Origin of the sequence: Polynucleobacter sp. Latsch14-2 (genome assembly GCF_018881925.1) — a bacterium.
In the GTDB taxonomy this organism is placed as follows: Bacteria; Pseudomonadota; Gammaproteobacteria; order Burkholderiales; family Burkholderiaceae; genus Polynucleobacter.
Map to the genome: position 1 here is coordinate 229,267 of NZ_JACVPL010000002.1, position 15,260 is coordinate 244,526.

The following is a 15,260-nucleotide window of genomic DNA, read 5'->3' on the forward strand; positions in this document are numbered from 1 at the left end:
TCTAATTATTTCTCGAGGTTAGCTGGAGGCCAGCTTTCGAGTTTCATGCCAAGACTTAAGCCACGAGCCGCCAATACATCCTTAATTTCATTCAAGGACTTACGACCTAAATTAGGCGTCTTCAACAATTCATTTTCTGTACGTTGAATCAAGTCACCGATGTAGTAAATATTTTCAGCTTTCAAGCAGTTTGCAGAGCGAACTGTCAACTCAAGATCATCGACTGGGCGCATCAACATTGGATCAACCATTGAAGAGCGACTTGGTGCGAGATCACCAGAAACTTCGCTGCTTTCAAGTGCTGCAAATACAACCAACTGATCAACTAAAATAGTAGCAGCTTGACGAATCGCCTCCTCAGGAGACAACACACCATTGGTTTCGATTGTCATTACAAGACGATCTAAGTCAGTACGTTGCTCAACACGAGCAGATTCAACAGCATAGCTAACACGGCTTACTGGGCTAAATGAGGCATCCAAAACAATACGACCAATAATTTTGGTAGCTTCATCGTGGTATTGACGCATATTGCCTGGAACATATCCGCGGCCTTTTTCAACCTTGATCTGCATGTCCAACTTGCCACCAGCTGACAAGTGAGCAATGACATGATCAGGATTAATGATTTCTACGTCATGTGGCAAATCAATATCTTTTGCGGTAACAACGCCTGGACCTTCTTTGCGCAAATTGATAGTGACTTCGTCACGTGACTGCAATTTGAATACGATACCCTTGAGGTTCAACAAGAGGTTAACTACATCTTCTTGAACACCATCCAAGGTGGAGTACTCATGTACAACACCTGCAATAGCTACTTCAGTTGGTGCATAACCAACCATCGAGGACAACAACACACGACGTAATGCATTTCCGAGTGTGTGGCCATAGCCACGCTCGAACGGCTCCATAACAACCTTAGCTTGGTTGGCAGTAAGCGCTTCAACAGAAATAATTTTGGGCTTGAGCAAATTTGTTTGCATATTTTTTCCTTGAGAGTGCCTAATTAGCGTGAATACAATTCGACGATCAAACTTTCATTAATTTCACCGCTGATATCTTCACGGTCAGGCACTTGCTTAAATGTTCCCTCCAGCTTGGCTGCATCAACTGAAACCCAGCCGACAGCAGACATCTGCTGAACCAAATTGAGTGATTCTGTAATACGGGCTTGCTTCTTCGCCTTTTCACGAATCGCAATAACATCACCAGGCTTAACCTGAATTGATGGAATGTTCACTGGGCTACCATTGAGCAAAATTGCGCAGTGGGAAACCAATTGACGCGCTTCAGCACGAGTAGAGCCAAAGCCCATGCGATATACAACGTTATCAAGACGTGACTCTAACAACTGAAGTAATGTAGAACCAGTGTTGCCCTTACGACGCTCAGCTTCAGCGAAATAACGACGGAATTGACGCTCTAATATTCCGTACATACGCTTCACCTTTTGCTTTTCACGCAACTGATTGCCGTAGTCTGATGTTCTTGAGCCAGATGTACGACCATGCTGACCAGGCTTAGTATCTAACTTGCACTTGTCTGACAGGGCGCGACGTGCGCTCTTTAAAAATAAGTCGGTACCTTCCCGACGTGCTAATTTGGCCTTAGGCCCTAAGTAACGTGCCACGATGCTTTCCTTTCTTTGCCGCAGCCTTACGACCGGCGGTGAGTTCACCCTTTAATTCAGATGAACAGTGGGCTTTATAAAAAACTACTAAACTTGTACTGCCAACTTCTAAGCTTAAATACGACGACGCTTAGGAGGACGGCAACCATTGTGAGGAACTGGAGTTACGTCTTGAATCTCGGTAATTTTGATACCTAAAGAATTCAATGCGCGAACTGCAGATTCACGACCTGGGCCTGGGCCCTTGATCTGGACTTCTAAGTTCTTGATGCCACATTCAACAGCTGCTTTACCTGCAACTTCTGCCGCTACCTGAGCTGCAAATGGTGTTGACTTGCGTGAACCTTTGAAACCCTGGCCGCCAGAAGTTGCCCATGAAAGCGCATTTCCCTGACGATCAGTGATCGTAATAATAGTGTTATTAAAAGAAGCATGAACGTGTGCGATACCGTCAGCAACGTTCTTTTTAACCTTCTTGCGTGCGCGCTGTGAAGCAGCGGAAGCGGATTGTTGTTTTGCCATGTCAATAAACTTTCTTGATTATTTCTTCAGTTGCACGCCAGACTTACGTGGGCCCTTGCGGGTGCGCGCATTAGTCTTCGTGCGTTGACCACGCACAGGCAAGCCTTTACGATGACGAACGCCACGATAGCAGCCTAAGTCCATTAAACGCTTGATGCTCATCGTTACTTCACGACGAAGGTCACCTTCGGTAACAAACTTACCTACTTCATCGCGTAACTTTTCCAAGTCAGCGTCAGTAAGATCTTTAATCTTTTTATCAATTGCAACACCTGTGGTTTGGCAAATTTTGCGAGCACGAGTTGTGCCGATGCCAAAAATTGCTGTCAAACCGATGACAGTGTGTTGATGATTTGGGATATTTACCCCAGCGATACGTGCCATGAGATTTCCTCTTAATTAACCAGATCAGCCTTGACGCTGCTTATGACGTGCGTCTGAAGAACAGATCACACGCACAACGCGCTTGCGCTTAATGATCTTGCAATTTCTGCAAATACACTTAACGGATGCCAAAACTTTCATAAATCACCTCTTAAAAATATGTACTACTTAACTGTTACTTCGCACGGAAAATAATTCTTGCGCGCGTCAGGTCGTAAGGAGTCATCTCCACCGTCACCTTATCTCCTGGCAAAATTCGGATGTAATGCATCCTCATCTTTCCAGAAATGTGCCCTAAAACTACATGTCCATTTTCAAGCTTCACGCGAAACATTGCGTTCGGCAAATTCTCAATAATTTCTCCTGCCATCTGAATTACATCGTCTTTAGACATTCAGTTAAGCGCCCATCTTAAAGTTGGCTTTTTTCATCAAAGAGCCATATTGCTGTTGCATTACAAATGACTGAACTTGAGCCATGAAATCCATTGCAACAACAACAATAATTAACAATGAAGTACCGCCAAAATAAAATGGCACGTTGTACTTCAGCACCAAAAATTCTGGCAATAAACAAACTAGAACCATATAAATAGCACCAGCCAATGTCAGGCGAACCAAGATCTTATCGATATAACGACCAGTTTGATCGCCAGGACGAATACCTGGAACAAATGCACCGCTTTTCTTCAAATTCTCTGCAGTCTCGCGACTGTTAAACACCAATGCTGTATAGAAGAAACAAAAGAAAATAATCGCTGCAGCATACAAAATTGTGTAAACAGGTTGGCCCGGTGCCAATGTTGCAGCTAGATCTTTAATAATTCTGCTGATCATGTTGGTAGATTCACCTGATGTAAACCACCCGGCAATTGTTGCTGGAAACAAAATAATTGAAGAAGCAAAAATTGGAGGGATAACGCCCGCCATATTTAATTTCAGAGGAAAGTAAGAAGATTGGCCACCATATATCTTGTTGCCGACTTGACGCTTTGCATAGTTCACCAAAATGCGACGCTGTCCACGCTCTACAAACACAACAAAATAAGTAACAGCTATGACGATCACAACAATCAACAATGCTGATAAAACATTCATTGATCCAGTGCGTACTAATTCAAGCAGACTTGCCAAGGCATTTGGTAAACCAGAGACAATCCCGCCAAAAATGATGATAGAAATACCATTACCTAAACCACGCTCTGTAATTTGCTCACCGAGCCACATCAGAAACATTGTGCCGGTTACCAAAGTCACTACCGTATTCAATTCGAACATCAAGCCTGGGTTAATCACCAAACCGGGTTGCGCTTGTAATGCAACAGAAATACCCAAAGCCTGAAATGTTGCCAAAAAGACGGTGCCGTATCGGGTGTACTGAGTAATCTTTCGCTGTCCTGCCTGGCCTTCCTTTTTTAAAGACTCGAGCGAAGGAAGAACAATGGTCATTAACTGCATGATGATCGATGCCGATATGTAAGGCATTATTCCCAAGGCGAATACGGTGAAGCGCGATAATGCGCCGCCTGAGAACAGGTTAAACATACCCAAAATTCCGTCTTTTTGACCGGAGAACAATTGTGCCAATTGATCTGGATCGATTCCAGGAACTGGAATGTGGGCACCCAAACGGAATACGAGCAATGCCAAAACCAGGAATACCAAGCGTTGACGTAATTCGCCAAACTTGCCTCCTGATTGTGCAGTGCTTGCTGTATTGGTGGGTGCTAATGCCATGATCTAGATGAATTACCTATTAAGCCTGCTCAAGGAGTTTGCCGCCAGCTGCTTCAATAGCTGCTTTTGCACCAGCAGTAGCTGTAATACCTTTGAGGGTTACAGCAATCTTGAGTTCACCAGTCTTGATCACCTTAACTGCATTGATTTGCTCACCCGCAAACCCGTGAGCTTTCAGAACCAATAAATCAACTTCTGGCAAATTGATTTTCGCTAAGTCATTCAAAGTAATTTGACCAACATGGCGACGAGTCAAAGACACGAAACCACGTTTTGGCAAACGACGATACATAGGCATCTGTCCACCTTCGAATCCCACTTTATGGAATCCACCGGAACGTGATTTTTGACCTTTGTGACCACGGCCAGCAGTTTTACCAAGACCAGAACCAATGCCACGACCTACGCGACGACGGTTTTTCTTGGAGCCCTCTGCGGGTTTAATTGTATTGAGTTGCATATTATTCGCCTATTTGCTTGCTAGTTAATTAGCTGATGACTTTAACTAAGTAAGAAACTTTATTAATCATTCCGCGTACAGCTGGCGTGTCTTCCAATTCTGAAACAGAATTGATGCGTCGTAGGCCTAAGCCACGAACTGTGCCACGATGGCTTTCGCGTGTGCCGATCAAACTGCGCACTAGTTGCAGTTTGACTTTGGAGTTGGATGCAGTTGTCATTTTTTGATTCCTAATCTTTTGGTCTTAGCCGAGAATCTCTTCAACTGACTTGCCGCGCTTAGCAGCAATTTCAGCAGGAGTACTCATCTTGCTTAAACCATTTATCGTTGCACGAACCAGGTTGTATGGGTTAGTAGAGCCGAGTGACTTGGCAACTACGTTAGTTACACCCATTACATCGAAAATAGCGCGCATTGGGCCGCCAGCAATAATTCCCGTACCATCTTTAGCTGGTGAAATCAGCACACGTGATGCGCCGTGTTGACCAGTAACAGTATGTTGCAAAGTTCCTTTGCGTAAGGAAACCTTGATCATCTTGCGACGAGCTTCATCCATTGCTTTTTGAACGGCAACCGGAACTTCTTTTGATTTACCTTTACCCATGCCGATGCGGCCATCACCATCGCCAACTACAGTCAGTGCAGCGAAGCCGAGAATACGACCACCCTTTACCACTTTAGTTACACGATTAACAGCGATCATCTTCTCGCGAAGACCATCATCACGCTCTTCGTTTTGCATCTTGGTTTGCATTTTTGCCATGTTTTTTCCTAAACCCTATTAGAACTTCAGGCCGGCTTCACGCGCAGCTTCAGCTAAGGCCTTAATGCGGCCGTGGTAACGATGACCGGAACGATCAAAAGCAACATCAACAATGCCTGCTTTAACAGCACGCTCAGCAACTAATTTGCCGATTTGTTTAGCTGCATCAGCGTTCCCGCCGTTTTTGATCGCTTGGCGCAATTCTTTTTCCATTGTTGAAGCGGCTGCCACAACTTTGGTTCCACATGGGCTATAAACCTGTGCAGAAATATGAGTATTGCTACGGATAACTGTTAAGCGATTTGCCAGTGCTTCGGCAATGCGAATGCGAGTCTGCCGAGCACGTCTTTGTCTGGATTCGTCTTTATTCATTTTCTAATCTCGCTTACTTCTTCTTAGTTTCTTTCAGATGCACAACCTCATCCACGTAGCGAACACCCTTGCCTTTGTATGGCTCTGGTGAACGGTAAGCGCGAACTTCAGCTGCGACCTGGCCAACTTGTTGCTTGTTGGAACCTTTGATAATGATTTCAGTTTGAGTTGGAGTCTCAGCCTTCACACCCTTTGGCAGGTTGTAAATAATGTCATGTGAGAAACCCAACTGCAATTTCAATGTTTCGCCTTGAGCTGCAGCACGGTAACCAACGCCTACCAAGCTAAGCTTGCGCTCAAAGCCAGTAGTTACGCCAACAACCATGTTGTTAACCAAAGCACGTGCCGTACCTGACTGTGCACCAGCTTCTGGTGAGTCATTATTTAAAACAACCGTCAATACGCCATCTTCTTGTTTCAAACCAACAGAAGGATGCAAATTATGAGTCAAAGTGCCCAATGGCCCCTTAACAGTAATGTTTGCGCCGTTGATGCTGATCTCAGCGCCTTTAGGAACTGTAATTGGTGATTTACCTACGCGGGACATATTTCGCTCCTTAAGCTACGTAGCAAATAACTTCGCCGCCCACGCCTGTTGCACGTGCTTTGCGGTCTGTCATTACGCCTTGAGGGGTTGAAATAATTGCAATGCCCAAGCCATTCATTACCTCAGGAATGTCGTGACGGCCCTTATAGATACGCAGACTTGGTGTTGAAACACGGTCAATGCGCTCGATCACAGGACGGCCAGCATAGTATTTGAGTTCAATGTGCAAAACTGGCTTAGCTGCTTCGCCCTTGATTTCAAAACTATCGATATAGCCTTCATCCTGCAATACTTTTGCAATAGCTACTTTAACTTTTGACGACGGCATCATGACTACAGGTTTCTGCACTGCTTGCGCATTGCGAATCCGGGTCAACATGTCGGCGATTGGATCGCTGATACTCATGAGTTCTCCTAATTCTTTCGCCGCTTACCAGCTGGCCTTGGTTAAACCGGGGATTTCGCCTCGGAAGGCGATTTCGCGAATCTTGCTACGGGCCAAACCAAACTTACGGAATGTGCCACGTGGACGACCGGTTAATGAACAACGATTTCTTTGACGAATCGGACTTGCGTTACGTGGGAGTGCCTGTAGCTTCAAGCGAGCTTCATAGCGCTCTTCATCGCTGCGTGATTGATCAGCAATGATTGCCTTGAGTTCCGCACGCTTAACAGCGTACTTCTCTACAGTTTTTGCGCGCTTATTCTCGCGCTCAATTAGGGATAGTTTTGCCACGTTAGCCTCTTAATTGCGGAAAGGGAATTTGAACGCTGCTAACAAAGCTTTTGCTTCTTCGTCAGTTTTAGCGGTCGTCGTAATACTAATATTGAGACCACGAAGGGCATCAATTTTGTCGTATTCGATTTCTGGGAAAATAATTTGCTCTTTAACGCCGATGTTGTAGTTACCACGGCCATCAAATGCTTTGCCGGAGATTCCACGGAAGTCTCGTACGCGTGGCAATGCAACCGTAACGAAGCGATCTAAAAATTCGTACATGCGCTGACCGCGCAATGTCACCATTGCACCAATTGGGTAGCCTTGACGAATTTTGAAACCAGCAATTGCTTTTTTAGCTTTGGTAACTACTGGCTTTTGGCCTGCTACTTTAGTTAAATCACCAACTGCATTTTCGATAATTTTCTTGTCGTTAACTGCCTCACCCAAGCCCATATTCAGGGTAACCTTGGTGATGCGTGGCACTTCCATAACTGACTTGTAACCAAATTTGGTAATCAGGTCAGCCACGACTTTGTCTTTGTAATGTTCTTGAAAACGTGTGCTCATAATTTCTCCGTGCCCCTTATGCGCTTAAAGTAGCGCCAGTAGTTTTCAGGAAACGCTGCTTTTTACCGTCAACGAGTTTGATACCAACACGTGATGGCTTGCCGTTACCGTCTACCACTGCCACATTAGAAATGTGAACAGGCATAGTCTTGTCAATCATGCCGCCGGTCACACCAGCTGCTGGGTTTGGCTTGACGCTCTTTTTATAAATATTGACGCCCTCGATTACTAACTTGTTCTCGAGAACAGCCGTTACAGTTCCTTGCTTGCCCTTATCGCGGCCAGTCAATAAAACAACGGAATCACCTTTACGAATCTTTTTCATATCAGCCTCTTAAATAACTTCGGGGGCGAGAGAAACGATCTTCATGAACTTTTCAGTACGCAATTCGCGCGTTACTGGTCCAAAGATACGTGTGCCAATTGGCTCTAACTTAGCGTTGAGCAATACCGCAGCGTTTGCATCGAACTTAATCAATGAACCGTCTGGACGGCGAACACCCTTAGCAGTTCTCACTACTACGGCGTTATAAATATCACCTTTTTTCACACGGCCACGTGGAGCAGCGGACTTCACTGTTACTTTTATGACATCACCGATACTGGCATACCGACGCTTAGAGCCGCCCAATACCTTGATGCACAAAACTTCACTGGCGCCTGTGTTATCGGCGACCTGTAATCTACTTTCGGTCTGAATCATTTTTTAATTCCCAACTTATTTGCCAAAGGCAAACAGTCTTGGTTCCGTCAATGGGTGCTAGCGAAAGCTAGAACCCGGAATTAATGAAAAAACACTGCTTCTCTCAATAAAACTAGAGAAGCCTTCTATCATACTACGTAAAACAGGATTTTGGCAAGAAAGTTCGCCAAAATCCTTAATATTTACTTAAATACCTTTTGAAGCCTCAACTAAACGGGTCACAACCCAAGATTTAGTACGTGAAATTGGCTTTGATTCAGCAATTTCAACGGTGTCACCCATCTTGTATGTGCCAGCCTCATCATGAGCATGGTACTTTTTGGACTGGCCAACATATTTGCCATAAAGCGCGTGCTTAACTTGGCGCTCAACTAGCACAGTCACAGTTTTTTGCATTTTGTCGCTAACAACACGGCCCACTAGGGTGCGGCGCAAGGGTTTGGCTAATTCTGTCATATCCCTTTTTCCTTATTTCTGTGCAGTTTTTTGGGCAATAAAAGTTTTAACGCGAGCGATGTCGCGCTTATTCTTACCCAATTGGCTGGTATTTGTGAGTTGCTGAGTGCCTTTTTGCATACGGAGCTTAAAACCGGTCTTGAGGAGCTCGGTCAACTCTGTATTCAAAGCATTCAGATCTTTTGATGCTAATTCTGTATTTTTCATAATATCTATTCCGATCAACCCAAGTGGCGAATCACGAAAGTGGTTTGCAATGGCAATTTAGCTGCGGCAAGCTTAAAAGCCTCGCGAGCCAAAGTTTCATCAACACCATCCATCTCGTACAAAATCTTACCTGGTTGAATTTCAGCTACGTAGTACTCTGGATTACCTTTACCGTTACCCATACGGACTTCAGCTGGCTTTTGTGAAATTGGCTTATCTGGGAAAATACGGATCCAGATACGACCACCACGCTTAATATGGCGAGTCATTGCACGACGTGCTGACTCAATCTGACGAGCAGTCAAACGACCACGGCCAACGGCCTTCAATCCAAAGTCACCAAAAGCTACAGAGCTACCGCGTGTTGCCACGCCAGTATTTCGTCCTTTTTGTTCCTTACGATACTTGCGACGCTTTGGTTGTAGCATGCTTACTCTCCTGACTTCTGCGTTTCAGCACTAGCGGCTTCAACGGCTTTAGGTGCGCGCTTTACTGTTGGTTTAACAGCAACCAATGGCTTGCTATCAGCCGCTGGTTTACGTGCAGTTGTTTTTCCCGGTGCGCGACGTGGTTTTTTATCATCTGCTGCTGGCTCTGCAACTACTGCTGGAGCATCAGCACCACGACCCAATGTATCGCCTTTGTATACCCAAACTTTTACACCGATGATGCCGTATGTTGTTTCCGCTTCTGATGTTGCGTAATCAATATCAGCCTTCAATGTATGAAGAGGAACGCGACCTTCACGGTACCATTCGCGCCGAGCAATCTCAGCGCCATTCAAGCGACCTGAAGACATAATCTTGATACCTTGAGCGCCCAAGCGCATTGCATTTTGCATTGCGCGCTTCATCGCACGACGGAACATAATGCGCTTTTCTAGTTGCTGAGTAATAGAGTCAGCAATCAATTGAGCATCTACCTCTGGTTTACGAATTTCTTCGATATTTACGTGGACGGGAACGCCCATACGCTTTTGCAGTTCGCGACGGAGAACTTCAATGTCTTCGCCTTTTTTGCCGATCACAACACCTGGACGCGAGCTATAAATTGTGATGCGTGCGTTCTTAGCAGGACGCTCAATAATGACTTTACTTACGGATGCATTCTTCAACTTCTTCTTGAGATAGATGCGGACATCTACGTCCTCTTTTAACATCTTCGCAAAATCAGTATTGTTTGCATACCAACGTGATGTCCAGTTCTTCGTTACCGAGAGTCGGAATCCGGTGGGGTTTATCTTTTGGCCCATATCTTTCCTTAGTTACTCAAGGTCACGCTAATGTGACAAGTTTGTTTTTCAATTTGATTGCCGCGACCTTTAGCGCGCGCTGTGAAGCGCTTCAAAGATGTACCCTTATCAACGATTACGGCCGATACCTTGAGTTCATCAATGTCAGCGCCTTTATTGTGCTCAGCATTTGCGATCGCTGATTCAACTACTTTTTTCACAATGAAGGCAGCTTTTTTGGGGCTGAAATTCAAAATGTTTAATGCGCGAGCAATCGGCAAACCACGAATTTGGTCTGCGACCAAACGTGTCTTTTGCGCTGAAATGCGGGCGCCTTTGTGAATAGCTTTAACTTCCATCATCATCCCCTTACTTCTTCGTTACTTTCTTGTCAGCAGCGTGACCTTTGAAAGTACGGGTCAAGGCAAATTCGCCTAACTTATGACCCACCATGTTTTCTGATACATATACCGGAACGTGTTGACGACCGTTGTGCACTGCAATTGTCAGACCAATAAAGTCCGGAAGAATTGTTGAACGGCGTGACCAAGTTTTAATCGGCTTTTTGTCTTTGTTGGCTTGTGCGACTTCAACTTTATTTACCAAGCTGGCTTCGCAAAATGGGCCTTTTTTAGCTGAACGTGTCATATCTATTTTTCCTTAATCGCTTAGCGCTTCTGACGGCGTTGAACGATCATCGATGTTGTACGTTTGTTACGACGTGTACGATAACCTTTGGTTGGTGTGCCCCATGGAGATACAGGTACGCGGCCTTCGCCAGTCTTACCTTCACCACCACCGTGTGGGTGATCTACTGGGTTCATTGCCACACCGCGAACGGTTGGGCGAATACCACGCCAGCGATTTGCACCAGCCTTACCAATAACACGTAAGCTATGCTCTTCGTTTCCTACTTCACCGATCGTTGCACGGCAGTCGATCAAAATACGGCGAACTTCACCTGAGCGCAAACGAACCTGAGCGTATACACCCTCACGAGCCAACAGCACTGCTGAACCACCAGCAGAACGAGCAATTTGCGCACCCTTACCAGGCAACATCTCTACGCAGTGAATCGTGCTACCAACTGGAATGTTACGAATTGGCAAATTGTTTCCGGATTTGATTGGCGCTTCCGAACCACTCATTAATTGCTGGCCAACAGTCATGCCTTTTGCGGCAAGAATATAGCGGCGCTCACCATCAGCAAATACAATTAATGCAATATTTGCACTGCGGTTTGGATCGTATTCCAAGCGTTCAACTTTTGCTGGAATACCATCTTTATCGTTGCGTTTGAAATCAACAACACGATAGTGATGCTTATGACCACCACCCTTATGACGGGTTGTGATATGACCATTATTATTACGCCCAGCTTTTTGGAACTGTGGCTCTACCAAAGCTGCGAAAGGTTTACCTTTGTGCAGATCAGGATTTACCACCTTGACCATTGAGCGACGACCTGGTGAGGTCGGTTTTGTTTTCATCAAAGGCATGATTAATTCGCCTCCGCTTCAAAGTTAATTTCTTGACCTGGTTTCAAGCTTACGTAGGCCTTCTTAGTATGGTCACGACGACCTTCAAAACGGCCATAGCGCTTTGGCTTACCTTTTTGATTTACGATTTGAACAGAGTCAACTTGCACTTTGAAGAGCAATTCAACTGCTTGTTTTACATCGCTCTTATTGGCGTCGCGAGTTACCTGGAAAACTACTTGTTCGTTTTTCTCCGCAACCATAGTGGCTTTTTCAGAGATCACCGGTCCAAGCAGAACCTTCATCAAGTTGTGATCGTTTTTACGGACTTGGCTCATTTAAGCAACTCCTCAATTTTTGCAATCGCTGATTTGCTGACCAATACTTTTTTGTATTGAACCAATGCCAATGGATCGGCGTGCTGTGGCTCACAAACTGCAACTTTATGTAAGTTGCGTGATGCCAAGTACAAATTCTCACTAACCTGATCAACAATGATCAAGACTGAATCTAAGCCCATAGCTTTAACTTTGTCAGCTAATTCTTTAGTCTTAGGAGCTTCGAGATTAAATTGATCAACAACATTTAAACGACCTTCGCGTGCTAACTGAGACAAAATTGATCTCATACCAGCGCGGTACATTTTCTTGTTAACTTTTTGGCTGAAATTCTCTTCCGGAGAATTTGGGAATATACGACCGCCTCCACGCCACAGCGGAGATGAACTCATACCAGCACGAGCACGACCAGTACCTTTTTGACGCCAAGGTTTTTTGGTTGTGTGCTTAACTTGCTCACGGTCTTTTTGTGCACGGTTACCGCTACGCGCATTTGCTTGATACGCCACCACAACTTGGTGTATCAATGCCTCGTTATATTCGCGTTCGAATACTTCTGGCGAGGCTTGAATGCCAGCGCCTAAAGTTCCGTTGTCCTGGAGAAGCTTAAGTTCCATATTCGCTCTCCTTATTTCTTCTTCAGCGGTGTCTTCACCGCTGGAGTAACAATAACTTTACCGCCTGGGGCGCCTGGAATAGCGCCTTTAACCATGATGAGATTACGTTCTGCATCAATGCGTGCGATGACTAAATTTTGTACAGTACGTGTATCGTCACCAAGGTGGCCAGTCATGCGCTTACCTGGGAAAACACGTCCTGGATCTTGTGCCATACCGATCGAACCTGGCACGTTATGTGAACGTGAGTTACCGTGAGATGCACGGCCAGATTTGAAGTGGTGACGTTTAATAGTACCGGCGTAGCCTTTACCAATTGTTACGCCTTGTACATCCACTTTTTGACCAGCAGTAAATGCAGTTTCCGCAGGAATTACTTGTCCTGGTGTCATTTCTGCAATTTTTGCTGCGTCTAATTGGAATTCATTGAGACCGTTACCAGCCATAACACCCGCTTTAGCAAAGTGCCCAGCCATTGATTTGGTAACGCGTGTAGCTCTACGGGTGCCATGTGCCAACTGGATAGCGTTATAGCCATCAGTAGCCTGGGTCTTGATTTGAGCAACCCTGTTATCGCTCACGTCGATTACGGTTACAGGAATTGCTTCCCCTTCATCCGTAAAAAGACGGGTCATGCCGATCTTGCGACCGATTAAGCCTAAGCTCATATTCATGCTCCACGCCGACTTCGATTGGTCGGCAAAATTTAATTTAAGTGATTTACAAGTAAAAATACTTCTAAATCAATAACTTACAACGTTTTTAGTGCTAATAAAACCCAAATTTCGTTCAAATAATTGAGCGAAGCCTTAGATTCTATCCCGAAAAATCAGTCTTGGCAAGCGCTAAGACTGGGTATTCCAGATTACTGCAACTTAATTTCTACATCCACACCAGCTGGAAGATCTAACTTCATCAAGGCATCTACTGTTTTTTCCGTAGGATCAACAATATCCATCAAACGGAGATGGGTGCGGATCTCTAACTGATCACGAGATGTCTTATTCACGTGCGGTGAGCGCAAGATATCAAAGCGCTCAATACGAGTTGGCAAAGGCACTGGACCCTTAACAACTGCGCCAGTACGCTTAGCTGTATCTACGATTTCAGCAGCGGACTGGTCGATCAAGCGGTAATCAAATGCTTTAAGGCGAATACGAATTTTTTGGTTTTGCATATTAATTCCAAAGAGCGTTGTGGTGCTGCCACGTTATACATCTAAAGAGCACGATGACATCTGCAGCACAGATGTCATCGGTTAGCAAACCGCTAAATATTATTACTAAAACTACTTAAGCCAAAACCTTGCTAACCACTCCGGAGCCAACAGTGCGGCCACCTTCACGGATCGCAAAACGCAAACCTTCATCCATCGCGATTGGTGCGATGAGTTTGACGGTAATTTCTACGTTATCGCCTGGCATAACCATTTCTTTATCTTTTGGCAACTCGATCGAACCGGTTACGTCCGTTGTACGGAAGTAGAACTGTGGACGATAGTTGTTAAAGAATGGAGTGTGACGACCACCTTCATCTTTACCCAAGATATAAACTTGAGCTGTAAAGTGAGTATGTGGAGTGATTGAGCCTGGCTTAGCCAATACTTGACCACGTTCAACTTCTTCACGTTTTGTACCGCGCAATAAGATACCAACGTTATCGCCTGCTTGACCTTGGTCGAGCAATTTGCGGAACATTTCAACGCCAGTACAAGTTGTCTTAAGGGTTGGTTTGATACCAATGATTTCAATCTCTTCGCCAACCTTAACAATACCGCGCTCGATACGACCAGTCACTACAGTACCGCGACCAGAGATAGAGAACACATCTTCTACTGGCATCAAGAAGGCACCGTCAACAGCGCGATCTGGAGTAGGAATAAAAGTATCTAAAGCTTCAGCCAATTTCATAATGGCTTGCTCACCCAATTCGCCTTTGTCGCCGTCAAGGGCTAACTTAGCAGAACCATGGATGATTGGTGTGTCATCACCAGGAAATTCATATTTAGTTAGAAGCTCACGAACTTCCATTTCAACGAGTTCTAACAATTCAGCGTCATCAACCATGTCGCATTTGTTCAAGAAAACGATGATGTATGGAACGCCTACTTGGCGCGCCAAGAGGATGTGCTCACGAGTTTGTGGCATTGGGCCGTCAGCAGCAGACACCACCAAGATAGCGCCGTCCATTTGGGCAGCACCAGTAATCATGTTCTTAACGTAGTCAGCATGTCCTGGGCAATCAACGTGAGCGTAGTGACGATTTGCTGTCTCATACTCAACGTGCGCTGTATTAATCGTAATACCACGTGCTTTTTCTTCAGGAGCAGCATCGATCTGATCGTATGCTTTTGCTTCGCCACCAAATGCTTTTGAGAGCACGGTTGCAATCGCTGCTGTTAATGTGGTCTTACCGTGGTCAACGTGACCAATGGTGCCTACGTTTACGTGCGGTTTTGTCCGCTCAAACTTTTCTTTTGCCATTTTTTGTCTGCCTTCTTTAGCTAGTCAATATTCAAAATAATG

At 45.1% G+C, this 15,260-nt stretch carries 29 protein-coding genes; all 29 read right to left on the reverse strand.

Annotated elements, in window-relative coordinates; translation table 11 throughout:
• Positions 1–5 precede the first annotated feature (5 nt).
• Positions 6–986 carry a DNA-directed RNA polymerase subunit alpha gene (locus tag ICN46_RS03300; protein ID WP_015420255.1) on the reverse strand — a complete coding sequence of 327 codons (981 nt, stop codon included), beginning with the start codon at positions 984–986 and terminating at the stop codon, positions 6–8.
• Positions 987–1,009: 23 nt separating this feature from the next.
• The gene (gene rpsD, locus ICN46_RS03305; protein ID WP_216204479.1) at positions 1,010–1,633 is read right to left on the reverse strand and encodes a 30S ribosomal protein S4; all 624 of its coding nucleotides are present in this window, start codon (positions 1,631–1,633) and stop codon (positions 1,010–1,012) included.
• 114 nt (positions 1,634–1,747) lie between these two features.
• A complete protein-coding gene (gene rpsK, locus ICN46_RS03310; RefSeq protein WP_011901923.1) occupies positions 1,748–2,155 on the reverse strand; it encodes a 30S ribosomal protein S11 in 408 nt (135 codons plus the stop codon).
• An 18-nt stretch (positions 2,156–2,173) separates the two neighbouring features.
• Positions 2,174–2,539 carry a 30S ribosomal protein S13 gene (gene rpsM, locus ICN46_RS03315; protein ID WP_216204482.1) on the reverse strand — a complete coding sequence of 122 codons (366 nt, stop codon included), beginning with the start codon at positions 2,537–2,539 and terminating at the stop codon, positions 2,174–2,176.
• Between the two features lie 24 nt (positions 2,540–2,563).
• Complete coding sequence (gene rpmJ / locus ICN46_RS03320; RefSeq protein ID WP_012357167.1) at positions 2,564–2,680, reverse strand: 50S ribosomal protein L36; 117 nt, start codon at positions 2,678–2,680, stop codon at positions 2,564–2,566.
• 34 nt (positions 2,681–2,714) lie between these two features.
• Positions 2,715–2,933 (reverse strand): translation initiation factor IF-1, encoded by a 219-nt coding sequence (gene infA, locus ICN46_RS03325; protein WP_015420252.1) that lies wholly within the window; start codon positions 2,931–2,933, stop codon positions 2,715–2,717.
• 4 nt (positions 2,934–2,937) lie between these two features.
• Positions 2,938–4,275 carry a preprotein translocase subunit SecY gene (secY, locus tag ICN46_RS03330; protein WP_216204485.1) on the reverse strand — a complete coding sequence of 446 codons (1,338 nt, stop codon included), beginning with the start codon at positions 4,273–4,275 and terminating at the stop codon, positions 2,938–2,940.
• A 19-nt stretch (positions 4,276–4,294) separates the two neighbouring features.
• Entirely contained in the window at positions 4,295–4,735 is a 441-nt protein-coding gene (gene rplO / locus ICN46_RS03335) for a 50S ribosomal protein L15 (RefSeq protein WP_216204490.1), read from the reverse strand.
• 28 nt (positions 4,736–4,763) lie between these two features.
• The gene (rpmD, locus tag ICN46_RS03340; protein WP_216164259.1) at positions 4,764–4,955 is read right to left on the reverse strand and encodes a 50S ribosomal protein L30; all 192 of its coding nucleotides are present in this window, start codon (positions 4,953–4,955) and stop codon (positions 4,764–4,766) included.
• A gap of 24 nt (positions 4,956–4,979) precedes the next feature.
• A complete protein-coding gene (gene rpsE, locus ICN46_RS03345) occupies positions 4,980–5,498 on the reverse strand; it encodes a 30S ribosomal protein S5 (RefSeq protein ID WP_215328357.1) in 519 nt (172 codons plus the stop codon).
• A gap of 18 nt (positions 5,499–5,516) precedes the next feature.
• Positions 5,517–5,870: a 50S ribosomal protein L18 gene (gene rplR / locus ICN46_RS03350; RefSeq protein WP_216204493.1), complete on the reverse strand. Its 354-nt coding sequence runs from the start codon at positions 5,868–5,870 to the stop codon at positions 5,517–5,519.
• Between the two features lie 13 nt (positions 5,871–5,883).
• Positions 5,884–6,417 carry a 50S ribosomal protein L6 gene (rplF, locus tag ICN46_RS03355; RefSeq protein ID WP_068320122.1) on the reverse strand — a complete coding sequence of 178 codons (534 nt, stop codon included), beginning with the start codon at positions 6,415–6,417 and terminating at the stop codon, positions 5,884–5,886.
• 10 nt (positions 6,418–6,427) lie between these two features.
• Positions 6,428–6,823 carry a 30S ribosomal protein S8 gene (gene rpsH, locus ICN46_RS03360; RefSeq protein WP_216204496.1) on the reverse strand — a complete coding sequence of 132 codons (396 nt, stop codon included), beginning with the start codon at positions 6,821–6,823 and terminating at the stop codon, positions 6,428–6,430.
• A gap of 24 nt (positions 6,824–6,847) precedes the next feature.
• Positions 6,848–7,153, reverse strand: a complete 306-nt coding sequence (rpsN, locus tag ICN46_RS03365; RefSeq protein WP_011901913.1) for a 30S ribosomal protein S14 — start codon at positions 7,151–7,153, stop codon at positions 6,848–6,850.
• Between the two features lie 9 nt (positions 7,154–7,162).
• A complete protein-coding gene (gene rplE, locus ICN46_RS03370; RefSeq protein WP_216204499.1) occupies positions 7,163–7,705 on the reverse strand; it encodes a 50S ribosomal protein L5 in 543 nt (180 codons plus the stop codon).
• Between the two features lie 16 nt (positions 7,706–7,721).
• Positions 7,722–8,030, reverse strand: a complete 309-nt coding sequence (rplX, locus tag ICN46_RS03375; protein WP_011901911.1) for a 50S ribosomal protein L24 — start codon at positions 8,028–8,030, stop codon at positions 7,722–7,724.
• Positions 8,031–8,039: 9 nt separating this feature from the next.
• Positions 8,040–8,408: a 50S ribosomal protein L14 gene (rplN, locus tag ICN46_RS03380; protein ID WP_087908804.1), complete on the reverse strand. Its 369-nt coding sequence runs from the start codon at positions 8,406–8,408 to the stop codon at positions 8,040–8,042.
• Between the two features lie 186 nt (positions 8,409–8,594).
• Entirely contained in the window at positions 8,595–8,864 is a 270-nt protein-coding gene (gene rpsQ / locus ICN46_RS03385; RefSeq protein ID WP_216204502.1) for a 30S ribosomal protein S17, read from the reverse strand.
• 12 nt (positions 8,865–8,876) lie between these two features.
• Positions 8,877–9,071 (reverse strand): 50S ribosomal protein L29, encoded by a 195-nt coding sequence (rpmC, locus tag ICN46_RS03390; protein ID WP_071464444.1) that lies wholly within the window; start codon positions 9,069–9,071, stop codon positions 8,877–8,879.
• A gap of 14 nt (positions 9,072–9,085) precedes the next feature.
• A complete protein-coding gene (gene rplP / locus ICN46_RS03395; protein WP_100379479.1) occupies positions 9,086–9,499 on the reverse strand; it encodes a 50S ribosomal protein L16 in 414 nt (137 codons plus the stop codon).
• A 2-nt stretch (positions 9,500–9,501) separates the two neighbouring features.
• Positions 9,502–10,323 (reverse strand): 30S ribosomal protein S3, encoded by an 822-nt coding sequence (rpsC, locus tag ICN46_RS03400; RefSeq protein WP_216204506.1) that lies wholly within the window; start codon positions 10,321–10,323, stop codon positions 9,502–9,504.
• An 8-nt stretch (positions 10,324–10,331) separates the two neighbouring features.
• Complete coding sequence (rplV, locus tag ICN46_RS03405; protein ID WP_197712017.1) at positions 10,332–10,664, reverse strand: 50S ribosomal protein L22; 333 nt, start codon at positions 10,662–10,664, stop codon at positions 10,332–10,334.
• 7 nt (positions 10,665–10,671) lie between these two features.
• A complete protein-coding gene (rpsS, locus tag ICN46_RS03410; RefSeq protein WP_046329379.1) occupies positions 10,672–10,950 on the reverse strand; it encodes a 30S ribosomal protein S19 in 279 nt (92 codons plus the stop codon).
• Between the two features lie 20 nt (positions 10,951–10,970).
• Positions 10,971–11,801 (reverse strand): 50S ribosomal protein L2, encoded by an 831-nt coding sequence (gene rplB, locus ICN46_RS03415; RefSeq protein ID WP_216164228.1) that lies wholly within the window; start codon positions 11,799–11,801, stop codon positions 10,971–10,973.
• Positions 11,802–11,803: 2 nt separating this feature from the next.
• Complete coding sequence (rplW, locus tag ICN46_RS03420) at positions 11,804–12,118, reverse strand: 50S ribosomal protein L23 (RefSeq protein ID WP_046329378.1); 315 nt, start codon at positions 12,116–12,118, stop codon at positions 11,804–11,806.
• Positions 12,115–12,735, reverse strand: coding sequence for a 50S ribosomal protein L4 (gene rplD / locus ICN46_RS03425; RefSeq protein WP_216204509.1), 621 nt, complete (start codon positions 12,733–12,735; stop codon positions 12,115–12,117). The genes rplW and rplD overlap by 4 nt, the downstream gene beginning before the upstream one ends.
• 11 nt (positions 12,736–12,746) lie before the next feature.
• Positions 12,747–13,403, reverse strand: coding sequence for a 50S ribosomal protein L3 (gene rplC / locus ICN46_RS03430; RefSeq protein WP_216204696.1), 657 nt, complete (start codon positions 13,401–13,403; stop codon positions 12,747–12,749).
• A 197-nt stretch (positions 13,404–13,600) separates the two neighbouring features.
• A complete protein-coding gene (gene rpsJ / locus ICN46_RS03435; RefSeq protein WP_011901899.1) occupies positions 13,601–13,912 on the reverse strand; it encodes a 30S ribosomal protein S10 in 312 nt (103 codons plus the stop codon).
• A 115-nt stretch (positions 13,913–14,027) separates the two neighbouring features.
• Positions 14,028–15,218, reverse strand: coding sequence for an elongation factor Tu (tuf, locus tag ICN46_RS03440; protein ID WP_216204512.1), 1,191 nt, complete (start codon positions 15,216–15,218; stop codon positions 14,028–14,030).
• Between the last annotated feature and the right edge of the window lie 42 nt (positions 15,219–15,260).